The sequence below is a fragment of the Mycobacterium bohemicum DSM 44277 genome, assembly GCF_001053185.1.
Classification (GTDB): Bacteria; Actinomycetota; Actinomycetes; order Mycobacteriales; family Mycobacteriaceae; genus Mycobacterium; species Mycobacterium bohemicum.
The window spans coordinates 581,635-604,894 of the sequence record NZ_CSTD01000002.1 but is presented as its reverse complement, the minus strand read 5'-3'; the positions used below and the strand labels follow the sequence as shown (position 1 = coordinate 604,894).

General features: G+C 70.0%; 23 protein-coding genes and 3 pseudogenes. 15 read left to right on the top strand and 11 right to left on the bottom strand.

All coding sequences use genetic code 11. From position 1 onward, the window contains the following. Positions 1-129 precede the first annotated feature (129 nt). Complete coding sequence (pstS, locus tag BN971_RS13045; RefSeq protein WP_245836998.1) at positions 130-1,254, bottom strand: phosphate ABC transporter substrate-binding protein PstS; 1,125 nt, start codon at positions 1,252-1,254, stop codon at positions 130-132. Positions 1,255-1,368: 114 nt separating this feature from the next. Beyond that, positions 1,369-1,968, bottom strand: a pseudogene (gene mshD / locus BN971_RS13040) (mycothiol synthase); the annotation flags it as partial. 233 nt (positions 1,969-2,201) lie between these two features. Here mshD and BN971_RS13035 point away from each other — a divergent pair. Continuing rightward, positions 2,202-2,690, top strand: coding sequence for a MarR family winged helix-turn-helix transcriptional regulator (locus tag BN971_RS13035; protein WP_085179927.1), 489 nt, complete (start codon positions 2,202-2,204; stop codon positions 2,688-2,690). A 17-nt stretch (positions 2,691-2,707) separates the two neighbouring features. Here BN971_RS13035 and BN971_RS13030 read toward each other — a convergent pair whose 3' ends face one another. Then, on the bottom strand, positions 2,708-3,532 hold the full coding sequence (locus BN971_RS13030; protein ID WP_085180009.1) for a class I SAM-dependent methyltransferase: 825 nt from the start codon (positions 3,530-3,532) through the stop codon (positions 2,708-2,710). Between the two features lie 181 nt (positions 3,533-3,713). On the opposite strand from BN971_RS13030, the pseudogene BN971_RS26680 reads away from it, so the two are divergent. Then, positions 3,714-3,883: pseudogene (locus BN971_RS26680) on the top strand (methionyl-tRNA formyltransferase); the annotation flags it as partial. An 82-nt stretch (positions 3,884-3,965) separates the two neighbouring features. Then, positions 3,966-4,097, top strand: a complete 132-nt coding sequence (locus BN971_RS26675; protein WP_428978057.1) for a hypothetical protein — start codon at positions 3,966-3,968, stop codon at positions 4,095-4,097. A gap of 2 nt (positions 4,098-4,099) precedes the next feature. On the opposite strand, the gene BN971_RS13020 is transcribed toward BN971_RS26675, so the two are convergent. Next, on the bottom strand, positions 4,100-4,894 hold the full coding sequence (locus tag BN971_RS13020) for a winged helix-turn-helix transcriptional regulator (protein WP_090350151.1): 795 nt from the start codon (positions 4,892-4,894) through the stop codon (positions 4,100-4,102). A gap of 178 nt (positions 4,895-5,072) precedes the next feature. Here BN971_RS13020 and lmeA point away from each other — a divergent pair, with 178 nt between their 5' ends. The 7 genes from lmeA (at position 5,073) to BN971_RS12985 (ending at position 8,996) form a co-directional block, all read left to right on the top strand. Continuing rightward, on the top strand, positions 5,073-5,885 hold the full coding sequence (lmeA, locus tag BN971_RS13015; protein ID WP_085182608.1) for a mannan chain length control protein LmeA: 813 nt from the start codon (positions 5,073-5,075) through the stop codon (positions 5,883-5,885). Then, positions 5,882-6,298 (top strand): thioredoxin family protein, encoded by a 417-nt coding sequence (locus tag BN971_RS13010; RefSeq protein ID WP_085182609.1) that lies wholly within the window; start codon positions 5,882-5,884, stop codon positions 6,296-6,298. Before lmeA ends, BN971_RS13010 begins: the two co-directional genes overlap by 4 nt. Before the next feature lie 28 nt (positions 6,299-6,326). Further along, complete coding sequence (locus tag BN971_RS26670; protein ID WP_372511851.1) at positions 6,327-6,416, top strand: Ms5788A family Cys-rich leader peptide; 90 nt, start codon at positions 6,327-6,329, stop codon at positions 6,414-6,416. A 104-nt stretch (positions 6,417-6,520) separates the two neighbouring features. Further along, on the top strand, positions 6,521-6,994 hold the full coding sequence (locus tag BN971_RS13005) for a DUF4395 domain-containing protein (protein WP_085182610.1): 474 nt from the start codon (positions 6,521-6,523) through the stop codon (positions 6,992-6,994). Between the two features lie 38 nt (positions 6,995-7,032). Next, a complete protein-coding gene (locus tag BN971_RS13000) occupies positions 7,033-7,875 on the top strand; it encodes a sulfurtransferase (RefSeq protein WP_085182611.1) in 843 nt (280 codons plus the stop codon). A 1-nt stretch (position 7,876) separates the two neighbouring features. Then, positions 7,877-8,179, top strand: a complete 303-nt coding sequence (locus BN971_RS12995) for a DUF1416 domain-containing protein (protein ID WP_085182612.1) — start codon at positions 7,877-7,879, stop codon at positions 8,177-8,179. 208 nt (positions 8,180-8,387) lie between these two features. Further along, a complete protein-coding gene (locus BN971_RS12985) occupies positions 8,388-8,996 on the top strand; it encodes a heme-binding beta-barrel domain-containing protein (protein ID WP_085182846.1) in 609 nt (202 codons plus the stop codon). A gap of 256 nt (positions 8,997-9,252) precedes the next feature. Here the strand turns inward: BN971_RS12985 and BN971_RS12980 are convergent, their stop codons facing one another. Continuing rightward, the gene (locus BN971_RS12980) at positions 9,253-10,119 is read right to left on the bottom strand and encodes an aminodeoxychorismate lyase (protein WP_085182847.1); all 867 of its coding nucleotides are present in this window, start codon (positions 10,117-10,119) and stop codon (positions 9,253-9,255) included. Between the two features lie 84 nt (positions 10,120-10,203). Here BN971_RS12980 and ygfZ point away from each other — a divergent pair, with 84 nt between their 5' ends. Together ygfZ and BN971_RS12970 are read left to right on the top strand one after the other, a co-directional pair. Beyond that, complete coding sequence (ygfZ, locus tag BN971_RS12975; RefSeq protein WP_085182613.1) at positions 10,204-11,292, top strand: CAF17-like 4Fe-4S cluster assembly/insertion protein YgfZ; 1,089 nt, start codon at positions 10,204-10,206, stop codon at positions 11,290-11,292. A gap of 147 nt (positions 11,293-11,439) precedes the next feature. Beyond that, the gene (locus tag BN971_RS12970; RefSeq protein WP_085182614.1) at positions 11,440-11,625 is read left to right on the top strand and encodes a DUF3073 domain-containing protein; all 186 of its coding nucleotides are present in this window, start codon (positions 11,440-11,442) and stop codon (positions 11,623-11,625) included. Between the two features lie 56 nt (positions 11,626-11,681). On the opposite strand, the gene purM is transcribed toward BN971_RS12970, so the two are convergent. From purM to BN971_RS12945, 5 genes and pseudogenes are all read right to left on the bottom strand, one after another. Beyond that, complete coding sequence (gene purM / locus BN971_RS12965) at positions 11,682-12,776, bottom strand: phosphoribosylformylglycinamidine cyclo-ligase (RefSeq protein WP_085182615.1); 1,095 nt, start codon at positions 12,774-12,776, stop codon at positions 11,682-11,684. A gap of 48 nt (positions 12,777-12,824) precedes the next feature. After that, positions 12,825-14,360, bottom strand: coding sequence for an amidophosphoribosyltransferase (purF, locus tag BN971_RS12960; RefSeq protein WP_085182616.1), 1,536 nt, complete (start codon positions 14,358-14,360; stop codon positions 12,825-12,827). A gap of 137 nt (positions 14,361-14,497) precedes the next feature. Beyond that, a pseudogene (locus tag BN971_RS12955) lies at positions 14,498-14,767 on the bottom strand (sterol carrier family protein); the annotation flags it as partial. 204 nt (positions 14,768-14,971) lie between these two features. Beyond that, complete coding sequence (purL, locus tag BN971_RS12950) at positions 14,972-17,284, bottom strand: phosphoribosylformylglycinamidine synthase subunit PurL (protein ID WP_090350147.1); 2,313 nt, start codon at positions 17,282-17,284, stop codon at positions 14,972-14,974. Positions 17,285-17,379: 95 nt separating this feature from the next. Further along, complete coding sequence (locus BN971_RS12945; RefSeq protein ID WP_085182619.1) at positions 17,380-18,636, bottom strand: M18 family aminopeptidase; 1,257 nt, start codon at positions 18,634-18,636, stop codon at positions 17,380-17,382. 202 nt (positions 18,637-18,838) lie between these two features. On the opposite strand from BN971_RS12945, the gene BN971_RS12940 reads away from it, so the two are divergent. From BN971_RS12940 to BN971_RS12930, 3 genes are all read left to right on the top strand, one after another. Next, positions 18,839-19,849, top strand: coding sequence for a Dyp-type peroxidase (locus BN971_RS12940; RefSeq protein ID WP_085182620.1), 1,011 nt, complete (start codon positions 18,839-18,841; stop codon positions 19,847-19,849). Next, positions 19,846-20,646, top strand: coding sequence for a family 1 encapsulin nanocompartment shell protein (locus tag BN971_RS12935; protein WP_085182621.1), 801 nt, complete (start codon positions 19,846-19,848; stop codon positions 20,644-20,646). The genes BN971_RS12940 and BN971_RS12935 overlap by 4 nt, the downstream gene beginning before the upstream one ends. 66 nt (positions 20,647-20,712) lie before the next feature. After that, complete coding sequence (locus BN971_RS12930) at positions 20,713-21,453, top strand: SDR family NAD(P)-dependent oxidoreductase (RefSeq protein ID WP_085182622.1); 741 nt, start codon at positions 20,713-20,715, stop codon at positions 21,451-21,453. Positions 21,454-21,490: 37 nt separating this feature from the next. Here BN971_RS12930 and BN971_RS12925 read toward each other — a convergent pair whose 3' ends face one another. Then, on the bottom strand, positions 21,491-23,203 hold the full coding sequence (locus BN971_RS12925; RefSeq protein WP_085182623.1) for an MOSC and FAD-binding oxidoreductase domain-containing protein: 1,713 nt from the start codon (positions 23,201-23,203) through the stop codon (positions 21,491-21,493). Between the last annotated feature and the right edge of the window lie 57 nt (positions 23,204-23,260).

The window sequence follows — 23,260 nt, the reverse complement described above, 5'->3', positions numbered from 1 at the left end:
CGATGCCCGCAATCTACGTGCCCCGCCCCGGACGGGGCGATGACCAGAATGAGGCTTTGGCGAGCAGCCCACAACCGGAGGGTGATAACCCGGCCGGCGCCCACCGTCGTCCCGGCCCCCGAAGCGTCGTCACTGCATCGCGTCGATGGCCGCAACCAGTCGTTCCTTGACATTATCGGGCAGCGGAACGTAACCGGCCGGCGACAGGGCGGTCTGCCCGTTGCCGGCGACCGACGCGAGGAACGACTTGATCGCACCGGCGGTGTCGGCGTCGTAGCCCTTCGAGCAGACGATGTCGTAGCCGGCCAGCATCAGCGGGTACGCGCCCGGGTCCTGCGAGCCGTACACCGAATCCAGGTCCAGCACCAGGTCGTTACCGTCGGCCACGAACCTGATGGCGCTGACCGCCCTGGCGGCCGTGTCGCCGGTGAGGGGGGTGACGCCGCCGCCCGTGGCGATCCGGGCGTAGGGCATGGCGGCCCGGTCCGCGGAGCCCCTGTCGACGTATCCGATCGCGCCCGGGGTGGCTCGCACGGCCCCGATGACGCCATCCGGCTTGGGGGCGCCCTGCCCGACACCGCCGAGAAATTCGGTCGCCACCCCCTTGGACCAGCTCTGCGGGGCGGCGATCGTCAGGTATTTCTGCAGGTTGTCGGTGGTCCCTGAGGAATCGGACCGGTAGACGGGCTGGACCTTGGTTGCGGGCAGCGCAACGCCGGGGTTGAGCGCCACCAGTATCGGGTCGCTCCAGACCGTGATGCGGCCGCTGAAGATCTCGGCCAGGGCGTCGCCGCTGAGGGTCAGTGCGGGAACCCCCGGCAGGTTGTACACCATTGCGATGGCGCCGAACACGACCGGAAGGTCCCACGCCGGGTTCTGATCGCAGCGCGCCGCGGCCGGACCGATCTGGTCGGCGACCAGTGGCGAGTCCGACGCCGCGAAGTCGACGTGACCGGCGATGAACTGTTCGCGCCCGGCGCCCGACCCGGTCGGCACGTACGTGACATCCTTGCCCGGGCAGCTTTTGCCCCAGGCCTGGTTGAACGCCAGCATCGCGGTCTGCTGGGCGGTCGATCCCTCCGCCCTCAGGTGGTTCTTGCCGCCACAGGCGGCGGCCCCCGCGGCCGTGACAGAAGCACCGCGGCGGGTGGCGCCGGTCCCGCAGGCCATCGTTGCCCCGGCAGACATCACGACGACCAACGCCGCGATCAACGTCGCCGGGGCCAGCGCCCGGCACTCCCCCACCAGCCTCACGAATCTCGCTTCCCCGACACATTCCGGCGCACGCGGGCGCCGCCGGTCATCTCCCCAGGGGAGGTTGCCAAGTCACGGGGAAATTATGCGCCGATGCGCCCTCCGGCGCTGAGCTCACCCGGCGGGTGCGTAGGCGGTGTCGACGCTGCAGGTGGTGAAGCCCAGGCGCTGGTAGGTCCGCACCGCGGCGACGTTGTCCGACTCCACGTAGAGCATCACGGTGGGGTCGGGCGCGTCGGCCAGCCGGCGCGCCAGCGCGTCGATGCCGACGGCGGTCAAGACGTGACCCAGCCCGCGGCCCTGCGCGGACGGGTCGACGCCCACGACGTACACCTCCCCCAAACCCGGCGGCTCGGGGTGCACCTTCGTCCAGTGGAAGCCCAGCAACCTGCCCGGCCGCTCGCCCGAGGCGTCGAACGCCAGGAACAGCCCCGACGGGTCAAACCACGGTTCGGCGCGCCGCTCGGCCAGCTCGGCGCCCGTCCACCCGCCCTGCTCGGGGTGGTGGGCGAACGCGGCGTTGTTGACCCGCAGCAGTTCGGCGTCGTCGGCCGGTCCCGCGTAGGTGCGGATTTGCACCCCCGGCGGCGGGGACACCGGCGCGAGGCCCTCACCAAGCGACCGTCGCATCTGCAACAGTTCACGGACCGGGACCAGGCGCAGCGCCGCCGCGGTCGCTCGCGCGGGCTCCAGCGTCCCGTGCGCCCAGAACCGTGGCGCTGGCGGCCGCGCTGCGCCGCGGCGTGGGCGTGCTCAGCGCCCGGCAGAACCACGAGCCGGTGCGCGTGCAGATCGACCCGCTGCACATCGGGTAGGGGCTACGCCGTACGTGCCCGCGGCGATAGTCTACGTAGGAAACAGTCACTGATTACGACACTAGAGGACTGTTACACTTTCACCTCTTTGGCCCGCGACGGCCCGGAAAGGGGCCACGAGGAGGGGGCGCGATGGCTGCTGACAATGCGACGACGGCCGACGAGTCGCTGGACGCGATCACCGACGCATTGCTGACGGCGTCCCGCCTGCTGGTGGCGGTATCCGCGCGTTCCATCGCGCAGGTCGACGAGACGATCACGATGTCGCAGTTCCGGACCCTGGTCATTCTGTCCAACCGCGGTCCGGTGAACCTTGCCACGCTGGCCGGTCTGCTGGGCGTGCAGCCGTCCGCGACGGGGCGGATGGTCGACCGGCTGGTGGCCGCCGGGCTGATCGACCGGTTGCCGCACCCGACCTCGCGGCGCGAGTTGCTCGCCGCGCTGACCAAGCGAGGGCGCGATGTGGTACGCCGCGTGACCGCCCACCGCCGCGCCGAGATCGCCGCCCTCGTCGAGAAGATGCCACCGCAGGAGCGCCACGGGTTGGTGCGCGCACTGACGGCGTTCACCGCCGCCGGCGGCGAGCCCGACGTCCACCTGGACGCCGACAGCGAACTCTAGCGGCGTTCGATCCCGGGTCACCGCCTTTCGGCGGTGACCAGCAGGTACTCCCAATGCATGACGCCGTCGGTCAGGTACTGGTCGGCGAGTTCGACGAGTTGGGCGTCGAGTTCGGCCGCCAGCACGCCGTTGTGGCCGATGTTCGCGTACGCCTCGATGGTGGGCCCGTAGTGGTTCTTGAAGTAGTCGTGCACGGCCTCGGCGCTGCCGAATCGGGTCACCTCCAGCTGGCCCCGCAGCGCCGTGAAGCGGCCGACCCGGTCGCCGAGCAGCCCCGCGACGTAGCCCTCTCGTCCCCACAGCGCCGCGGGCGGCACCGCCGGCGAGAGGCACGGCCGGTAGGGCCTGATGGTGGCGAGCATCCGGCCGAAAAACCCTTCCGGTGTCCAGCTGATCACCCCGATCAGCCCGCCCGGCCGGCAGACGCGGACCAGCTCGCTCGCCGCGCGCTGATGCTCGGGCGCGAACTGCACGCCGATCGCCGAGATCACCGTGTCGAACTCGCCATCGCCGAACGGCAGGGCGTGGGCGTTCGCCTGGCGGTAGTCGAGCGTCAGCCCCTGCGCCACCGCCCTGGCCTGCGACCGCTGCAACAACTCCGGCGTGAGGTCGGTGGAAACAACGCTGGCGCCCGTCCGTGCGGCGGGAAGCGAGATGTTGCCCGACCCCGCCGCGACGTCCAGCACGCGCGTGCCGGGGCCGATGCCCGTGGCCGCGACCAGCACCGGCCCGAGCGGGGCCATTACCTCCTCGGCCATCAGGGCGTAGTCGCCCAACGCCCATATCGTCCGGTGGCGGGCCGCCAGCGTGTCTTCGTCGCGGATAGTGGTGTCGAGTGTCATCGGACCTCCTGAGATATCGGGATGGGCCGCCTCCTCGACCTCGTCGTCGTCAGCGCGGCAGCGCGGCATGAGTCCAAGTAATAGCCGCCAGCAACAGTTTGCTACTAAAACAATATACGGATGCAACTGTGTAAAAGCTGGGCGCGTCCTGCAGAAATCCGGTGGTTCCTAGACTGTGCTGGTGCGCCTCGTGTTCGCCGGTACCCCCGATCCGGCGCTGCCCTCGTTGCGCCGCCTCATCGAGCCCCCCCGCCACGACGTCGTCGCCGTCCTGACCCGCCCCGACGCCGCGCCGGCGGGCCTCCGGGTGCACCACCAGTTCCGCCATCCCCGTGGCGCCGTCGCGCGGCGGGCTGAGATTGAGGTAACCGACGACGAGGTCTTCGGGGGCGCCCGGCCGAGCATCTCTGACCACGAGGTGTTCGGTGCGGTCGTGCCCCAGTTCGCGCAACACCTGCTCACCGACGGGCGCCACTCCATCGAACTGCGTTGCCGCCGTGACCATTTCGCGCACCTGCCGCTGCTCGTCGGCGGTCAGAGCCGGGCGCCACGCCGGCTCGCGTGAGGTCACTGGCTGTGCAGCGGGTCGACCAGTGGTTCCGGCAGACCCTCGGCCTCCGCGTGGGCTCCGCCAACACCGTCGATGCCGTCGAGGTCGTCGGCGCCCTCGCGCTCGGAGATCGGCGTCCGGCCGCGCGCCGGACGCACGGCCTTGTAGCCCACATTGCGGACCGTGCCGATCAACGCCTCGTACTCGGGGCCGAGCTTCGCCCGCAGCCGACGCACGTGGACGTCGACGGTGCGGGTGCCGCCGAAGAAGTCGTATCCCCACACCTCGTGGAGCAGCTGCGCGCGCGTGAAGACCCGGCCGGCGTGCTGGGCCAGGTACTTGAGCAGCTCGAACTCCTTGTACGTGAGGTCGAGCGGGCGTCCGCGCAGCCGCGCGGTGTAGGTGCCCTCGTCGATCACCAGCTCGCCAAGGCTCACCTTGCCGGCGCTTTCCTGGTCGGCCAGGCCGCCGCGCCGGCCCACCACCAACCGCAGCCTCGCGTCGATCTCCGCGGGTCCGGTGCTGGGCAGCAGGATCTCGTCGAGACCCCAGTCGGCGCTGACGGCCACGAGGCCGCCCTCGCTCACGACCGCCAACACGGGGACGGACCGTCCCGCGGTGCTGAGTAGGCGGCACAGGCCACGCGCGGACGACAGATCGGTGCGGGCATCGACCAGCACGGCGTCGGCCGCCCCGGCCTCCAGCAACGACGATGGTTCTGGGGGCGCGGTCCGGACGGTGTGGGAAAGCAGCGACAACGACGGCAGCACCGGGTCGGGATGCAACTCCGACGTCAGCAGTAATAGCTCCAAATAAGGCCCCTCCAGCTCGGGGGAAAGGCATCTCCCAAATAGACGGCGCCATCGCGCGTTAGCGGCCAGGTCATCTAACGATAACGTGCTACCAGGGCTGTGGCGCCATGTGGCGGCAAGTGTGAGCGTAGCCACCTCGCGGCACGAAGCGAGCCACCGTCGAATTCTGGGCCACAATATGCGCATGCGCAAAGTGCTGATTGCGGGGGCGGCGGCCGTGATCGCCGTGGCGGTCCTCGTCGTCGGCGCCGTCGCGGTCGACTACGGGACCAGCATTTATGCCGAATACCGGTTGTCGACCAACGTCCGCAAGGCGGCAAACCTCGGCTCGGATCCCTTCGTGGCGATCCTGGCGTTCCCGTTCATCCCGCAGGCGATGCGCGGCCGCTACAACCAGCTGGAGATCAAGGCCAACGCCGTCGAGCACGCCGCCGTCGGCACCGCCACCCTCGAGGCCACCATGTACTCGGTGGACCTCAGATACGCGTCGTGGCTGGTCAGGGCCGACGCGAAGCTCCCGGTCGGCAGATTGGAAAGCAGGATCATCATCGACTCGATGCATCTGGGGCGCTACCTGGGCATCACCGACCTGATGGTCGAGGCGCCGCCGCGTGAGACCAACGACGCGACCGGTGGCACCACGGAATCCGGGATTTCCGACAGCCACGGGCTGGTGTTCAGCGGCACCCCGACGTCGGCCGGCTTCGACCACCGGGTCAGCGTCTCGGTCGATCTCTCCATCGCCCCCGAGGACCAGGCGACGCTGGTGTTCACGCCGACCGGCATCCTCACCGGGCCGGACACGGCCAACCAGCCGGTCCCCGACGACAAGCGGGAAGACGTGCTGCGCGCCTTCCGTCACCGGATGCCCCGGCAGCGGCTTCCGTTCGGCGTCGCGCCGACATCGGAGGGGGCGCGCGGCTCCGACGTCATCATCGAGGGCATCACGCGGGGAGTAACCGTGACCCTGGAGGGGTTTAAGCAGTCATGACCACGACCATCGCCGCCGTCGTCGGAGCCGTCCTGGTGGCCACCGTCGTCGGCTGGTGGTTGACGCGCCGATCGGGAACCGTCCGGGACGTCGGGCACGAACCGGCCCGGGAGGCCGACGCCGCCGAACTGGGCCTGTCCCGCAGCGGGCCGACCGTCGTGCATTTCAGCGCACCGTGGTGCGGACCCTGCGACCGGGTTCGCCGGGTCGTCGGGCAGGTCTGTCAGGATCTGGGCGACGTCGCCCACGTCGAGGTCGACCTCGACGCGAATCCTGCTTCGGCACGGCGGTTTTCGGTCCTGTCGCTGCCGACCACGTTGATCTTCGACGCCGGCGGGCGACAGCGGTACCGTTCCTCGGGCGTCCCGACGGCGGCCGATCTGCGGTCCGCGCTGGCACCTCTGTTGGCTTGACGACCGGGTCATTGGTTAGGATTGCCGCGTGTCAGCCCGCCTTGAGCTCTCGCTCACCAAGCGCCGTGCAGTCGATCTGTGCCGCGTCGCGGGTTGTTGCTGTTGCTGTAGCTGCTGAGTCGCCGCGCCCTTCTGCGTAGCACTCGGAGCAGCCTCGGCGTTCCACCGTGGCATGCCTCCCCACCCCATGTCGTGCATAGGCGTACCTAGGAGAGCAATATCGTGTCGAACACCACCACCTTCACCGGCAAACCCGACGTCGTCGACGTGCGCGGGCCGCGGTTCGCCGCCTGGGTCACCACGGCAGTGCTGGTGGCCGCGCTGATCGTCGCGGGAGCCAGCCCGTCGGCGGCGGCGATCCTGCTCGGCGTGCAGGCCCTGATCTTTGCCATCGGCGCGGTCGGCGGGCCGCGCCGCCACCCGTACGGACGGCTGTTCGCCACCGTCGTGGCACCCCGGCTGGGGCCGGTCACCGAGCGCGAACCGGTGGCGCCGCTCAAGTTCGCCCAGCTGGTCGGGCTGATCTTCGCGCTCGTCGCCGTCGCCGGATTCGCCACCGGCGCCTTTCTCGTGGGCGTCATCGCCACCGCGGCCGCGCTGGTGGCCGCGTTCCTCAATGCGGCCTTCGGCATCTGCCTGGGCTGCCAGCTCTACCCCCTGGTCGCGCGCCTGCGCCGGGGGCCGCACCCCGGCTGAACGCCGGCCGCACCGAGCATCCTCGAAAGGAATCCCGCATGGCACGCTCCGACGTCCTGGTCACCCCCGACTGGGCCGAGAGCAATCTCAGGAATCCCGGAGCCGAGAACGTGGTGTTCGTTGAAGTCGACGAGGACACCAGCGCCTACGACGTCGGCCACATCCCCGGCGCGATCAGGCTGGACTGGCGCGACGACCTGCAGGACCCGGTCAAGCGCGACTTCCTCGACGCCCAGCAGTTCTCCAAGCTGCTCAGCGAACGCGGCATCGCCAACGACGACACCGTGGTCCTCTACGGCGGCAACAACAACTGGTTCGCCGCGTACGCCTACTGGTACTTCAAGGTGTACGGCCACGACAAGGTCAAGCTGCTCGACGGCGGCCGGAAGAAATGGGAGCTCGACGGGCGGCCCCTGTCCGGCGAGCCCGTCAGCAGGCCCGCCACCTCCTATGTGGCGGCCGCCCCGGACAACTCCATCCGGGCGTTCCGCGACGAGGTCATCGCGGCGATCAACGTCAAGAACCTGGTCGACGTGCGCTCCCCCGACGAGTTCTCCGGCAAGATCCTCGCGCCGGCGCACCTGCCCCAGGAACAAAGCCAGCGGCCGGGGCACATCCCCGGCGCGATCAACGTCCCGTGGAGCAAGGCGGCCAACGAGGACGGCACCTTCAAGTCCGACGAGGAGTTGGCCAGGATCTACGCCGAAGCGGGCCTGGACGACTCCAAGGAGACCATCGCGTACTGCCGGATCGGGGAGCGCTCGTCGCACACCTGGTTCGTGCTGCGCGAACTGCTCGGGCATCAACACGTCAAGAACTACGACGGCAGTTGGACAGAATACGGCTCCCTGGTGGGTGCCCCGATCGAGTTGGGAAAGTGATATGTGCTCTGCACCGAAGCAAGGACTGACGCTGCCGGCCAGCGTCGATCTCGAGAAGGAAACCGTGATCACCGGGCGCGTCGTGGACCGCGACGGGCAGACGGTGGGTGGGGCGTTCGTCCGCTTGCTGGATTCCTCGGACGAATTCACCGCCGAGGTGGTCGCGTCGGCGACCGGTGAGTTCCGGTTCTTCGCGGCGCCCGGATCCTGGACGCTGCGGGCGCTGTCCCGGATCGGCAACGGCGACGCCATCATCACCCCGTCCGGCGCCGGCATCCACGAGGTCGACGTCAAGGTCGCCTGACCGCGGCGGTTCTCGCCGGCACCCGCGGGACGAATAGACTCGTCTCCGTGGTGCTGTTCTTCGAGATCCTGCTGGTCGTGTCGGTCGTGGTGATTTCCTGGTTCGCGCTGTACACGTTGTACCGGCTCATCACCGACGAATCGTGAACCCCGAACCCGACGCGACGGCGGACCCGGCTGCTTCGGGCGATGGCGCCGGATCCGACCGCATGGCCGCGGCCGCCGAGCGCGCGAAGATGACCGCCGCCCGCAACATTCCCGCTTTCGACGACCTGCCCATTCCCGCCGACACCGCGAACCTGCGCGAGGGGGCCAACCTTCACGATGCGCTGCTGGCCCTGCTGCCGCTGGTCGGCGTGTGGCGCGGTGAGGGCGAGGGCCGCGCACACGACGGCGACTACCGATTCGGCCAGCAGATCGTGGTCTCCCACGACGGCGGCGACTACCTGAACTGGGAAGCGCGGTCCTGGCGGCTCGACGACAAGGGCGAATACCATCAACCGGGCCTGCGGGAGACGGGCTTCTGGCGCTTCGTCGACGACCCGGACGACCCGACCGAATCCCAGGCGATCGAACTGCTGCTCGCCCACTCGTCGGGCTACGTCGAATTGTTCTACGGCCGGCCACGAAACCAGTCGTCGTGGGAGCTGGTGACCGATGCGCTGGCCCGCAGCCGATCCGGCGTGCTGGTCGGGGGAGCCAAGCGGCTCTACGGCATCGTCGACGGCGGCGACCTGGCCTACGTCGAGGAGCGCGTCGACGCCGACGGCGGGCTGGTGCCGCACCTGTCGGCCCGGCTGTCGCGGTACGCCGGCTAGCGGCGAGGCGGCCCCGCGGAAGCGGTCGCGTAGGTCCTGACATGGTGCGGCCCCCGAGCGACATTCCGGTTGGACGGACCGGACGCTCGGGGGCCGGGTGACTGCGGGGAATTCGCCAGCGGCAGGCCGGCTCTTCCGAGCGGATGCGCTAGCGCGCAGCCACCTCACATGTCCATGAAGCTATCAATTTCGCGGACCACCTCCCTTCTTGTGTACGGCCGACCGTACCCGTGATCCGGCCCGCCAACAACAGAATTCAGCGCTCAGCGATCGCCGAGTCGACCAGCCGGGCGAAATCGGCGGCCATCGGCGGCCGCACCAGTCGGCGGCCATCGAGGGTGTGCACCCGCGCGGCCAGGGTCATGCTCGACACCAGCCAGACCCCCTGCGCGGCATGCAGATCCGCGACGCGCAGCGACCGGTAGTCGCAGTCGTAGCCTTCGGCCCGCGCCACCTCGAACAGGGCCTGCTGCGTGGTGCCCCGCAGGATCGGATACCACGGCGGCGGCGTCAGCAGGCACGGCTTCCCGCCCGGCCGCTCGGGTGCGACGGCGATCACGACCGTCGAGCGCGGGCCTTCCAGGACGTAGCCGTCGGAGCTGACGAACACCACGTCACCCGCGCCGTGGCGCGCGGCGTGCCGCAACGCGGCCATGTTGACCGCATACGACAGCGTCTTGGCGCCGGCCAGCAGCCAGGGCATCGCGTCGATGCCGCCCGCGGGCAAGCCCCGATCCAGCGTGACGGCCGCCAGCCCGTCGCGCCGCACCGCGGTCACCCGCTCCGGGACCGCGGTGACCATCACGTAGGCCGTCGGCGCCGAACCGCCCTCCCGTCCGCGGCTGTAGATCAGCCGCATCGCGCCCTCGTCGGCGGTGTGGGCGGCCCACTGCCGGGTGGCCACGCCGATCGCGGCTCGCCACGCCGGAAGGTCCGGAGCGGGCAGTTCAAGCGCTTTGGCCGACTGGGTCAGCCGCTGCAGGTGCGACTCCACCAGGCCCGCGGCGCCGGCGCGGACCAGCAGCGTCTCGAAGACGCCGTCGCCCCGAAGCACCGCAAGGTCGTCGGCGTGCAGCAATGGCGTTCCGGGCGGTTGGATCTCGCCGTCCAGCGTGACGATCACACCCGTCAGGCCGGCCATGGACGAGAAGCCTAGCGGCGGCCGTCGACCGCGCGGGCCGCCCGGTCGGGTCCGTAGAGTTGACGTGTGAATCGCGCAGTCCCCGCACCCGACCCCGGGCCCGACGCCGGCAGCGTCTGGCATTACGGCGATCCCCTGGGCGAACAGCGGGCCGCCGAAACCGACGCGGTCGTCGTGGATCGCTCCCACCGCGCGGTGCTCACCCTCACCGGCGGCGACCGGCAGGGCTGGCTGCACAACATCTCCACCCAGCACGTCAGCGGACTCCCCGACGGCGCCAGCACGCAGAATCTCAGCCTCGACGGCCAGGGCCGGGTCGAGGACCACTGGATCCAGACAGAGCTGGACGGCACCACCTATCTCGACACCGAACCATGGCGCGGTGAGCCGCTGCTGGCCTACCTGCGCAAGATGGTGTTCTGGTCGGAGGTGACGCCCGCGGCGGCCGACATGGCGGTGCTGTCGCTGCTGGGGCCCCGGCTCGCCGAGCGGTCGGTGCTCGACGCGATCGGTGTCGTTGAATTGCCCGCCGAGATGACCGCGGTTCCCCTCGCCGGCGGCGGCTTTGTGCGGCGGATGCCCGGCCACCCCGCCGGGCAGATCGAACTGGACCTGCTGGTCCCACGGGCCGCGTCCGGGGCCTGGCGCGAGCGCCTCGACGTCCGGCCCGCCGGGGTGTGGGCGTACGAAGCGCACCGGGTGGCCGCGCTGCGGCCGCGGCTCGGGGTCGACACCGACGAGCGCACCATTCCGCACGAGGTCGGGTGGATCGGCGGTCCCGGCGAAGGGGCCGTCCACCTGGACAAGGGCTGCTATCGCGGCCAGGAGACGGTGGCGCGGGTGCACAACCTCGGCCGGCCGCCCAGAATGCTCGTCCTGCTGCACCTGGACGGGTCGGCGGATCGGCCGTCGACGGGCGACCCGGTGCTGGCCGGCGGTCGCGCCGTGGGACGCCTCGGGACCGTCGTCGAGCACGTCGACCTCGGGCCGGTGGCGCTGGCGTCGGTCAAGCGGGGATTGCCCGCCGACACCCCGTTGGTGACCGGCGCCGAGGGTGCCGTCGCGGCGGTCGTCGACCCCGATTCACTACCGTCGGACGACGGGATCGGAGCGGGCCGCCTCGCCGTTGAACGTTTGCGCGGCGGTACGAGATAATCGGTGATGAAGTCCGCCACCGCGGGCAGGGGGCATCGGCGCCCGACCGTGAGGCACGGTAAACTGTCGGCAGGACAAAAACGAAACCAGGAGATCGGAGCCGCCTACTTGTTAGGCCGCTCCGTTATTGCGCGAGGGGGTTCCCCCATGGGCCGCGGCCGGGCTAAGGCAAAGCAGACCAAGGTTGCGAGAGAACTCAAATACAGTTCCCCGCAGACCGACTTCGAGCGGCTACAGCGCGAGCTGTCAGGGACGGGTGCCGACGACTCCAGCGAACTGGACGAGGAAGGCCTCGGCGAGCCCTGGCAAGAACCCGATGACTGGCGCCCCTAGCGCCTGACCCGCCGCCCGGATCGGGCGGCGGCGCGGCGGGAAAACGGCCCGCTCCTTCAGAATCTCGGGTGCTGCCCGACCAGCTTTGCCCTCGGGCCTTCTTTTCCGCCCTTGCAGATCGTGCCCAACACCCAGCTGTTCAGGTGCCGCGCGGTCAGGATGGCCAACGCGCGGTCGGTGTCTTCGGGGGCGACGACGGCGATCATGCCGACGCCCATGTTGAACGTCTTCTCCATCTCGTCGCGGCTCACCCGCCCCCGCTGCGCGATCATCGCGAACACCGGTGCGGGCGTCCACGTGCCGCGGTCCACCTCGGCCACCAGCCCCTGCGGCATGACGCGCTGCAGGTTGCCCGCCAGCCCGCCGCCGGTCACGTGGCAGAACGTGCGGACCTGGGTTTCGGCGGCCAACGCCAGACAGTCCTTGGCGTAGATCCGGGTGGGTTCCAGCAATTCCTCGCCCAGGGTGCGGCCGAACTCCTCCACGTATCCGGCGAGGTTCATCCGGTCGATCTCCAGCAGGACCGTGCGGGCCAGCGAGTAGCCGTTGGAATGCAGGCCCGAGGAGCCCAGCGCGATCACGACGTCGCCGGGTTTCACCCGGTCGGGCCCCAGCACGTCGTCGGCCTCGACGACGCCGACACCGGTCGCGGAGATGTCGTAGTGATCCGGCTCCATCAGGCCCGGGTGCTCGGCGGTTTCGCCGCCCAGCAGCGCGCAGCCCGCGCGCACGCAACCGTCGGCGATGCCCGACACGATCGCGCCCACGCGTTCCGGAACCGTCCGGCCCACCGCGATGTAGTCCTGCAGGAACAGGGGCTCGGCGCCGCACACCACGAGGTCGTCGACCACCATCGCGACCAGATCCAGGCCGACGGTGTCGTGCTTGTCCATCGCCTGGGCCACCGCCAGCTTGGTACCCACCCCGTCGGTGGAGGCCGCCAGCACCGGCTCGCGGTAGCCGCCGCGCAGCGCGAACAGGCCGGCGAATCCGCCGAGGCCGCCGCGCACTTCGGGCCTGGTCGCCTTCGTGGCCAGCGGCTTGAACATTTCGACGGCGCGGTCACCGGCTTCGATGTCCACGCCAGCGGATGCATAGGTGATGCCCTGGCTGCCCGGGCTGCGTCCGGGACTTTTTCCGGGATCCGTCATCGCGATAAAGGCTACCGGTCGGCGCTCATCGCTAGTATCGGCACTTGCTCAGCGCACGACCGGGACGTCGTCGGGGGCCAGCGCGTCGAGCCCGACGAAGTCTCCGCCGCGCGCCGCGTTGGCGAGCATGTGCTCGACGACGTTCTTGCCCAGCGCGTTCTCGCCGGGCAATTCGATCGGATACCTGCCGTCGAAGCAGGCGGTGCACAGCCGCGACGCGGGCTGCTCGGAGGCCGCGACCAGCCCCCGCAGCGAGATGTAGCCCAGCGTGTCGGCCCCGATCGCGTGCCGGACCGCTTCCAGCATTTCCTCTTTGTCCTCGACGGCGTTGGCGATCAGCTCGGCCGGCGAGGGGAAGTCGATGCCGTAGAAGCACGGCCATTTCACCGGTGGCGACGCGATGCGCACATGCACCTCGAGGGCGCCGGCCTCGCGCAGCATCCGCAGCAAGGCGCGCTGGGTGTTGCCCCGCACGATCGAGTCGTCGACGACGACGAGCCGCTTGCCGCGGATCACCTCGCGCAGCGGATTGAGCTTGAGCCGGATGCCGAGCTGGCGGATGGTCTGCGACGGCTGGATGAAGGTCCGCCCGACGTAGGCGTTCTTCATCAGGCCCTGGCCGTACGGAACGCCGGACTCCTGCGCATATCCGACCGCGGCGGGTGTGCCCGATTCCGGGACGCCGATCACCAGGTCGGCCTCGACCGGGCATTCGTGGGCCAGCCGGCGGCCGATCTCCACCCGGGTGGCGTGCACGGACCGGCCGGCGATCGTGCTGTCCGGTCGCGCCAGGTACACGTACTCGAAGACGCAGCCCTTGGGGGTCGGGTTGGCGAAACGGGTGGAGCGCACGCCGTCGGCGTCGATCGCCAGCAGTTCGCCCGGCTCGATGTCGCGGACGAACGAGGCGCCGACGATGTCGAGGGCGGCCGTTTCGGACGCGACGACCCAGCCGCGGTCCAGCCGCCCGAGCGAAAGCGGCCGAACGCCATGCGGATCGCGGCAGGCGTACAGCGTGTTCTCGTCCATGAAGGTCAGGCAGAACGCTCCCCGCACGGTCGGCAGCAGCTCCAGCGCCGCCTGCTCCAGCGAGGAGTCGGCCGACCCGTGGGCCAGCAGTGCGCCCAGGATGTCGGAATCCGTCGTCGCCGGGGCCGGGCAGCGGCGGGCGATCAACCCCGCGTCGCGCGCCCGCGCGGCGAGCTCGGCGGTGTTGACGAGGTTTCCGTTGTGCCCCAAGGCCACACCGGTGCCGGCCGCGGTGTTACGGAACACCGGCTGGGCGTTCTCCCAGGTGGTGTCGCCCGTGGTGGAGTACCGGCAGTGGCCGATCGCGACGTGGCCCTGCATCGCCGCCAGGGTCTGCTCGTCGAACACCTGGCTGACCAGGCCGAGATCCTTGAAGACCAGCACCTGCGAGCCGTCGGCGACGGCGATTCCGGCGGCCTCCTGGCCGCGATGCTGCAGCGCGTACAAGCCGTAATAGGTGAGCTTGGCGACTTCCTCGCCCGGGGCCCAGACCCCGAATACACCACACTCTTCACGGGGCGAGTTCAGGTCCTGCTCGGGCTCCTGGACGGTCACGATTCGGCGGCTCCCCGGGGAACGGTTGGTGACGTCCAGAAGTCTACGGGCCCGATGGCCCCGGCGCCGAATCCACCGGGCGTGTTGGCCGCGGAATTTCTCGCGCGGCACCCTAAACCTGCAGTTCAGGGTTATATTCAGCCGACATCGAACAGGGGCAGCCAGTGGTCTATCTCACCGGCTCGGGAGCCGGACAGGGTCAGCGCGCCGGTGCCCTTGGCCTCGGCCAGCGACACCATCCCGGTGACCAGCAGCAGCCAGGTCCGGGGATCGGTCTCCACGACGTTGGGCGGGGTGCCCCGGGTATGCCTGGGCCCCTCGATGCACTGGACGGCCGCAAACGGCGGGATCCTGATCTCCACGCTGGCGCCGGGCGCCACGGCGGCCATGGTGCGCGCGGTCCGCCGCGCCCGCCGCGGAACCGACCCGCAGCCCGGTCCACACCCCCGGCGGGCGCAGCCGCAGGTGGGCGCCGGTAGCCCGCACCAGCAGCGCGCCGGCGATCGCCTGCACAGCAACCCGCCAGGCGGTGGGCAGCCGGGGGCCGACAAAGCTCCAGCCGACCAGGGCCCCGGCCATAGAAAAGGCCAGGGACCGCGCCTGAAGCCGAGCTATCCGAAAAATCGCGGCAGCACCGCCTCGGACGTCTCGCGCAGTTCGGCCAGCGACACGGTGAACAGGCCCTGCACCTCGACCGCATCGGAGTCCGGGTCGGCCACGCCGATGCGGACGGCGGGCAGTCCCCGCGCCTCGCACATCGCGCGGAACCTGCTCTCCTCGGTGCGCGGCACCGCGACCAGCACCCGGCCCGCCGACTCGGAGAACAACGCGACGAACGGATCGGCGCCCTCGGGAAGCACGATGCGGCAACCGGTTTCGCCGGCCAGCGCCGATTCCACCACGGCCTGGGCCAGGCCGCCTTCGGACAGGTCGTGGGCCGCGGATACCAGCCCATCGCGCGACGCGGCGCTCAGCACGTCGGCCAGCAGCTTCTCGCGCGCCAGGTCGACCGTCGGCGGCAGGCCACCCAGGTGGTCGGCGGACACCTGCGCCCACACCGACCCGTCGAACTCGTCGCGGGTGTCGCCCAGCAGGACGAGCGCCTCGCTCGGTTCGGTGCCCAGCGCGGTGGGGATCCGGCGGGCGACGTCGTCGATGACGCCGAGCACGCCGACCACGGGGGTGGGCAGGATCGCCGCCGAGCCGGTCTGGTTGTAGAAGCTCACGTTGCCGCCGGTCACCGGAATGCCAAGGGCCGCACAGCCGTCCGCGAGGCCCCGGACGGCCTGCGCGAACTGCCACATCACGCCGGGGTCCTCGGGTGAGCCGAAATTCAGGCAGTTGGTCACCGCGACCGGCGCGGCGCCGGTGACGGCGACGTTGCGGTAGGCCTCGGCGAGCGCGAGTTGGGCGCCGGCGTAGGGGTCCAGCGCGGTGTAGCGACCCGACGCGTCCGTCGAGATCGCGATGCCGCGGCCGGTGGCTTCGTCGACGCGCAGCACGCCGCCGTCGGCGTGCTCGGCGAGCACGGTGTTGCCGCGCACGTACCGGTCGTACTGCTCGGTGATGAACCTACGGCTACACAGGTGCGGACTGCCAACCAGCGCAAGCAAAGTCGCGCGCAGCTCCGCACCGGTGGCCGGCCGCGGCAGGCCGCTGGAGCGGTCGGCGTTCAGCGCGTCCTGCGTCTCCGGGCGGGCGACCGGCCGCTGGTAGACCGGGCCCTCGTGGGCGACGGTGCGCGGCGGCACGTCCACGACGGTCTCGCCGCGCCACGTGATCCGCAGGCGGTCGCCGTCGGTCACCTCGCCGATCACCGTGGCCAGCACCTCCCACTTGCGGCACACCGCCAAGAAGGCGTCGACGTTCTCCGGCGACACCACCGCGCACATCCGCTCCTGGGATTCGCTGCAGAGCACCTCCGCGGGCGTCATGTCCTTGGCCCGCAACGGGACGGTGTCCAGCTCGATCGCCATCCCGCCGTCGCCGGCCGACGCCAGTTCGGATGTGGCGCAGGATAATCCGGCACCACCGAGGTCCTGGATGCCGATCACCAGGCCCTGCGCGTAGAGCTCGAGGCAGCACTCGATGAGGACCTTCTCCATGAAGGGGTCGCCCACCTGGACCGACGGCAGCTTCTTGCGGGAGCCGGTGGCGTCTTCAACGCCAAACGTGTCGGACGCCAGCACCGACACGCCGCCGATGCCGTCCAGGCCGGTGCGCGCGCCGAACAGGATGATCTTGTTGCCGACGCCCGAGGCGAACGCCAGATGCAGGTCCTCCTGGCGCAGCACGCCGACGCACAGCGCGTTCACCAGCGGGTTGCCCGCGTAGCACGCGTCGAAGACCGTCTCGCCGCCGATGTTGGGCAGGCCCAGCGAGTTGCCGTAGCCGCCGATGCCGCGGACCACGCCGTCGAGCACGCGGCGGGTGTCGGGCGCGTCGGCGGCGCCGAACCGCAGCTGGTCCATCACCGCGACCGGCCGCGCACCCATCGCCATGATGTCGCGGACGATGCCGCCGACACCGGTGGCCGCGCCCTGGTAGGGCTCGACGTAAGACGGGTGGTTGTGCGACTCCACCTTGAACGTGACCGCCCAGCCGTCGCCGATGTCCACGACCCCGGCGTTCTCGCCGATGCCGGCCAACATGCCGGCGCGCATCGCGTCGGTGGTGGTCTCACCGAAGTAGTGAAGGTGGACCTTGGACGACTTGTAGGAGCAGTGCTCGCTCCACATCACCGAGTACATCGCCAGCTCGGTGTCGGTGGGCCGGCGACCCAGGATCTCGCGGATCCGCTGGTATTCGTCCTCTTTGAGGCCCAGCTCAGCGAACGGTTGCGGCTGGTCGGGCGTGGCCGTTGCGTGGTCGACGGTGTCGATCGCCTGGATGCGCGGGCTCGTCCCGGGGGCAGTCACGCCCATAGTTTAGGGACTCGCCGGCGCGTGGGAATCTCACGACGCGACACGGCGCTGGGGCGTCGCGGTTCTCACACCCGCGGCAGGGGCCGAAGCCGCGGCTACGCCGGAGCGAGGAACGCCCGCAACGTGGCCGAATAGGCGGCCACATCGTGTGCCCCCATCAGCTCCCGCGCGGAGTGCATCGCCAATTGGGCGGCACCCACGTCGACGGTGGGAATTCCCGTCCGCGCCGACGCCAGCGGACCGATCGTCGATCCGCAGGGCAGGTCGGCGCGATGCTCGTAGCGCTGCATCCGCACCCCCGCCTGCTCGCACGCCAGCGCGAAAGCTCCCGCCGTGCGCCCGTCCGTGGCGTACCGGAGGTTGGGGTGCACTTTGAGCACAGGCCCGGCGTTGACCTCGATCAGGTGGCCCGGCTCGTGGCGCTCCGGGTAGTTGGGGTGGGTCGCGTGCGCCATGTCGGCCGACGCGAGCAGCGACGACGGCAGGCGGCGCAGGTAGTCCTCGCGGTTGCCGCCGGCCGCGAGCACGATGCGCTCCAGGACGGTGCCCAGCAAGTTGGATTGCGCGCCGCGGTCGGAGGAGGACCCGACTTCTTCGTGGTCGAAGAGCACCACGACGGGCAGGAAGCCGCTCGGTTCGGCGTCCAGGAGGGCCTCCAGGCCGGCGTAGCAACTGGCCTGGTTGTCCAGTCGCGGGGCGCTCAGCAGGCCCCCGTCGGCGGCGATGACCCTCGACGGCGTCAGGTCATGGGTCATCAGGTCGGCGGCCAGCACGTCGGCGGGCGCGACACCCGCCCGCTCTGCGACATAGTCGATAAACGAAATCGGTTGTGGGCCAACCCCCCACACCCCGTTGACGTGCCGTTGCGGGTCCAGCGTCAATGATTTGCGGTCCTCGGCCAGATGGATGGCCAGCTGGGGCACCCGCAGGATCGGCTCGTCGATCCGGACCAGCCGGTGGCCGACCCCGGCCCCGTCCCGCACCGTCAGCCGCCCGCTGATGCCAAGGTCTCGGTCCAACCAGGAGTTGAGCCACGCGCCCCCGTACGGCTCGAGGGCCACCACCCGCCAGCCGGCGACCAGCCGGTCCGGGTGCTGCTTGACCCGCAGGTTCGGGCTGTCGGTGTGGGCGCCGACGATCCGGAATGGCGCTTGGCGGCCGTCGGAGTTCCAGGCGACCAGAGAGCCGGCGCGAACGATGAAGTAGCGGCCCGGCCCCCGCGGCCAGCGGTCGGCCTCGGCGAGTTCGGTGAAACCGGCGGCCTCGAGTCGCGCGGCCACCGTGGCACAGACGTGAAACGGCGACGGGGAGGCGTCGATGAAGTCGCAGAGGCCTGCGGCGCTGGCCGGCATGGTGACATCATCGCCTGTCCAGGCCCGAGGTGTTCACGCGAGGTCTGATTGCGCGGCTCCTTGCTCGCGCCGGTCGCGGCGCTCACCGTCGCCACGCGAGGTCTGATTGCGCGGCTCCTCGCTCGCGCCGGGCGCGGCGCTCACCGTCGCCACGCGAGGTCTGATTGCGCGGCTCCTTGCTCGCGCCGCTAGGGTCAAGAGAGTGCCTCCGGTCCAGCCGCAACCCGTCCTCGAGCCGTTGACGCCTGCCGCGATCTTTGTCGTGGTGACCATCAACGACGGCGGTGAACAGACCGTGCACGACGCGCTGCCGGACATCTCCGGGCTGGTGCGCGCGATCGGTTTCCGTGAGCCGCCGAAACGGCTGTCGGCGATCGCGTCGATCGGCTCCGACGCCTGGGACAGGTTGTTTTCGGGCCCGCGGCCGGCAGAACTGCATCGGTTCCAAGAATTGCAGGGCCCGCGGCACACCGCGCCGGCCACGCCCGGGGACTTGTTGTTCCACATCCGCGCCGAGAGCCTGGACGTCTGTTTCGAACTGGCCGACCGGATCCTGCGGGCGATGGAGGGTGCGGTCACCGTCGTCGACGAGGTGCACGGATTCCGCTACTTCGACAACCGCGACCTGCTGGGCTTCGTCGACGGCACCGAAAACCCCGACGGCGCACTGGCGGTCAGCGCCACCAGGATCGGCGACGAGGATCCCGACTTCGCGGGCTCCTGCTACGTGCACGTGCAGAAGTACGTGCACGACATGTCGTCGTGGAACGCGCTGCCGGTCACCGAGCAGGAACTGGTGATCGGCCGCACCAAACTGGAGAACCTCGAACTCGGGGATGAAGACAAGCCCCCGAACTCGCACATCGCCCTGAACGTCATCACCGACGTCGATGGGACCGAACTGAAGATCGTGCGTCACAACATGCCGTTCGGCGAATTGGGCAAGGGCGAGTACGGGACGTACTTCATCGGTTACTCGCGCACGCCGCGGGTAACCGAACGCATGCTCGAGAACATGTTTCTGGGCGATCCGCCGGGCAACACCGACCGCATCCTGGAGTTCTCCACGGCGGTCACCGGTGGGTTGTTCTTCTCTCCCACGCTCGACTTCCTCGACGACCCCCCGGCCCCGCCCGCACCGACGGCGGCCGCGGCACCGGCCCGCAACGACGGCTCACTTTCGATCGGCAGTCTGAAAGGAACCACCCGATGAAGAACAACCTCTACCGCGACCTGGCACCGATCACCGAAGTGGCCTGGGAAGAAATCGAATTGGAGGCCACCCGGACCTTCAAGCGCCATGTCGCCGGGCGCCGGGTGGTCGACGTCAGCGAGCCCGGCGGTCCGATGACCGCGGCGGTCAGCACCGGCCGCCTGCTTGACGTGGCGGCGCCCACCGACGGCGTCCAGGCCCATCTGCGGGCGAGCAAACCGCTCGTCCGGCTGCGGGTTCCGTTCACGTTGTCGCGCTACGAGATCGACAACGTCGAGCGCGGAGCGAAGGACTCCGACTGGGACCCGGTCAAAGCCGCCGCAAAGAAACTGGCGTTCGTCGAAGACCGCGCCATCTTCGAGGGGTACCCGGCGGCGTCCATCGACGGCATCCGCAGCTGCAGTTCCAACGCAACCCTCGCGTTGCCCGAGGATCCGCGGGACATGCCCGACGCCATCTCGCAGGCGCTGACGTCCTTGCGGCTGGCCGGCGTCGACGGCCCGTATTCGATACTGCTGTCCGCCGATGTCTACACCAAAGTCAGCGAGACCACCGAACACGGCTATCCGATCCGGGAGCACCTCAATCGACTGGTCACCGGGGACATCATCTGGGCGCCGGCGATCGACGGCGCCATGGTGCTGACCACCCGTGGCGGTGACTTCGATCTGCAACTCGGCACCGACGTCGCGATCGGGTACAGCGGCCACGACGCCGACACCGTGCAGCTCTACCTGCAGGAGACTCTGACGTTCCTGTGCTACACCGCCGAGGCTTCGGTCTGCCTAGCGCCTTGAGGAATAAACGCCGCGGGCCCGGGGCTTAGTGCAAGCAAGTGAACTTCTCCCGGAGGGCAGGGTCCGATGGCGACAACATTGGCCGGTTCGATCGCGCTGGTCACCGGCGCCACGTCCGGCATCGGCCGTGAGGTGGCGCTCGAACTCGCGGGGCGTGGCGCCGAGGTGGTGGTGCATGGGCGCAGCGCAGAGCGCGGCGCCGACGTGGTGCGCGAGATCGAAAACGCCGGTGGCAGAGCGCGTTTCATCGCCGCCGATCTTGGCAGCGCCGATGACGTGCGTCGGCTGGCCGCCGAGGCGGGACGCGTCGACATCCTCATCAACAACGCCGGGATCTACCGATTCGGCGGAACCGCGGACACCGATGACGCGTCTTTCGACGAGCATGTGAACATCAACCTGCGCGCACCGTTCATCCTGGTTCAGCAGATCGCACCCGCCATGGCCGAGCGGGGTCACGGTGCGGTGGTCAATGTGAGCACCCTCGCCGCGTCGGTACCGGCGCGGGACGCGGGGATCTACGGCGCCAGCAAGGCGGCTCTCGAGCAGCTGACCCGCGTGTGGGCGGCCGAGTTCGGCAGGACGGGGGTTCGCGTGAATGCGGTGGCCGCCGGGCCGACCGACACGCCGGGCACCAACGTCGTGCCCGGGTTGGTGGAGGGCCTTGGCGCGACCACCGCCCTGGGCCGGCCGGCCGACGCCCGCGAAATCGCCGCGGCCGTGGTATTTCTGAGCTCGGAGGACGCCAGTTACGTCAACGGCGCCGTCCTGCATGCGACGGGGGGCCAGCCCGCGATCGCCCCGTAGCCCACCGCCGGAGATCGCCCGCGGTCCTTGGAGGTCCTCACAGGTCCAAGACGACATCGCCTTGCGGAGCGGCGGAACAGATGAGCACCTCGCCCGGCCCGGGCTCTTCCAACGGTGGCTGAACGTATGTGGTTGCGCCGCTGACGATTCCGGTCTCGCACACGTGGCAGACCCCGCTCCGGCAGGCGTACCGGGTCGGCACGTCGCAGGCCTCGGCCAGGTCGAGGATGCTGCCGTAGCCCGCCGACCAGTTCACACTGATGCCACTGCGCGCAAAGGTGACCGATGGGCCGGTTCCGGGCGCTCCCGCCGGTGGATGCGGCGGCCGGCGCGCAGCGCCGTCAACGACGCCCGGATTGACGGGCGGCAGGGCACCGAAGAGTTCGCTGTGGATCTGTGCGGCCTCGAGCCCCTCCGCGATGAGCGCGTCGCGCATGTCCGACATGAACGCGGCGGGGCCGCACAGGTATGCGGTGGTATCCGGCGCCAAGCCCAGTTCTGCGATCGTCTCCCGGCCGGGACGACCCTGTGTTTTCGTGTAGCAGACCTGCTGCCGGGCGTTTGGCAACGACTCGATCAGGGTGGTGACTTCTGTTGCGAACGAGAGCGTTTCGCGATCGCGGGTGGTGTGCAGCCACCGCACCTGGCGGGTGCTGCGCGCCGCCGACAGCGCGTGCAACATCGCGAGGACCGGGGTGATGCCGACGCCCGCCGAGATCAACGCCACGGGATTGGCGCCCTCGGTCAGGTAGAAGTCACCGCGCGGGGCGGCGGCCTCGATCACCGACCCCGCGGCGATGTGGGAGTGCAGCCATCGGCTCACCAATCCGCGCTCCTCGAGCTTGACGCTGATGCGGTAGTCGCCCGCGGCGGGATCCCCGGAAAGGGAATAGCTGCGCAGCGGCGCCGGTTCGCCGGCACCCGCGATCCTCAGCGTCAGGTATTGGCCGGGGCGCGGCGCCGGCAGCGTGCCGTGATCATCGGCCTCGAGCCGGATCGAGACCACCTGCCGGCTCTCGCGGCACACAGCGCGGACCCGCAGCGGGCGAAATCCGGTCCACCCCGGCTCCACCCCGATCGCCGGCGACGCGCGGGCCGCGGAGCACTCGCGCGAGTCGAGCAGCTCGCGGAACGACTGCTGCCAACCCGGGCTGAGCGCCGGGACGTCGACGACCTTGCGGAGTTGTTCGATATCGCGGTTCGGCAGGTACAACAGCGCGTCGACGTCGGCGACGCTGAGTTCGTGACGTCCGCGCCGGATCCGGACGATGTCGTCTCCGGCCCGAACCGTGCCCTCGCTGATCACCCGGAAGTAGAAGCCCGGGCGACGCTGGGCCACAAGTAGATTGGGCATTCTGGGTTCGCCCAGGCGCATGCCGACCCGGTAGCACGTGACGCGCGGCTGGGTGACCTCGAGTTCCGCCTCACCGATGCGGTAGCGGTCGCCGATGCAGACCTCGTCGTCGGCAAGACCGGTCACCGTGAAGTTTTCGCCGAAGTGGCCGGGTTCGAGGTCGTCGCGTCCCAGGTATGAACTCCAGAAGTCATACGACTCCGTCTGGTAGACCATCACGGCGCGCTGTTCCCCGCCGTGGCCGCCGAGATCGCCCTGTCCGTCGCCATCGACGTTGAGCCGGCGCACCATGACCGGCCCCTGGACCGGGGCCTTCCATATCCCGGTGTAGACGGTCCTGCCCCGCCATTGGACGTCCTTGGGCATGCCCACATTGACCGAAACGAGCGTGCCCACCTGCGCCTCCCGGCCAACGGGGATAGTCGATCCAGAATATGCTCCGATTCGCGGGTC